Source organism: Prolinoborus fasciculus, from assembly GCF_056724605.1.
In genome coordinates this window covers 1-1376 of the sequence record NZ_JBWZQN010000136.1, presented here as the reverse complement: position 1 = coordinate 1376, position 1376 = coordinate 1, and the positions used below count along the sequence as shown (strand labels likewise).

The 1376-nt window shown below is 45.3% G+C and carries 1 protein-coding gene; it reads left to right on the top strand.

The window, feature by feature from the left end; translation table 11 throughout:
* Nucleotides 1-123: 123 nt before the first annotated feature.
* On the top strand, nucleotides 124-1356 hold the full coding sequence (locus AC1P5O_RS16575; RefSeq protein WP_004730312.1) for a transposase: 1233 nt from the start codon (nucleotides 124-126) through the stop codon (nucleotides 1354-1356).
* The last annotated feature ends 20 nt before the right edge of the window (nucleotides 1357-1376 follow it).

Genomic DNA, 1376 nt, shown 5'->3' with positions numbered 1-1376 from the left:
AGGCATAGGTATCTACACAATTCCTGAACTTTGCGTTAAATTGAAGAGCATGCTCTTCAATTTAACATCTCTGGCCTGGATCAGCGTCTTGTCAAGCGCTATAACAGCCTTGTAAAGCTCAATATGAACCCTCTTGCTTCACTTGCTCCGGCAATCAAAGACCTGGCTTCTGCCCAAAAGTCGAGTTTCGCAACCACACAAGCGGTCTGGCGATTCCTGAATAATGACAAAATCTCTTTTAGTCAGTTAAACCAGCCAATTGAACATCTTGCATGTGAACAGATCAAGGCATCACCGCATCAATATGCATTGATTGTTCATGACTGGTCTCAGCTACAGTATGTGAAACACCATCATAAAATTCAGCGCCTGCAAAGAACCCATCAATATGATTCAGGCTATGAATTGCAAAGCAGTCTGCTGGTTGATGCAGCCTCGGGACTACCTATTGCGCCACTGGCGCAGACACTATCAGATGCCTCAGGCTGCTATTCCACATTCAGTCAACACTCTGCTGGGCGCAAATCTCATCTAGATTCACTTACCGAACAAATCAAAGTGATTGAACAATATCCCATTGAGAAAACATGTGTTCATATCATTGATCGTGAAGGTGACTCCATTGCCCACCTAAGGGAAATGAGCAGCCAGGGTTTTAAATGGCTGATTCGGGCGAAAGAAGGCCATCGAATTGAGCATCAGGGCAAAACATGCAAAGTTGCAGAAGCCGCAGAACGAGTAGAAACGCAGCAGGTCCAGCCGATTGCCTATAAAGGAAACCGGCATATGTTGCATGTGGGAGAAACTGCTATCCGGATAACACGTGCAGCAAAACCGAAGAGAAATGACGATTCAGGCCAACGGGTTGCTCCCCAGCCAGGGAGTGCGATTGAAGCCAGATTAATTGTTGCCGTAGTGAAAGATGATCAGGATAAGACCGTCGCAAGATGGTCACTAATCAGCAATGTTCCATCAGAGATTACTACGGTAGAGATGACGACCTGGTATTACTGGCGCTGGACAATTGAATGCTATTTCAAGCTGCTCAAGCAGGCAGGTCATGATATTGAAGCATGGCTTCAGACCAGACCTGAAGCCATTTTAAGGCGGTTACTGATTAGCTGTATGGCTTGTGTTTTAACTTGGCGAATCCAGCGTTCTGAAGATGAACACCATCAGAAAATTCGTGTATTTCTCACCCGTCTTTCAGGTCGGCAGCAGAAAAGAGGTAGGTTGGAAAGTGCACCTGCCTTATTGGCAGGGCTTTCGATTTTACTGAACACTCTTCAACTGCTCTCGGAATATTCAATAGATGAACTCAATGAGATAGCCACAATGGCATTAGGTATCTCATAGATGTGTAGATACCTATGCCT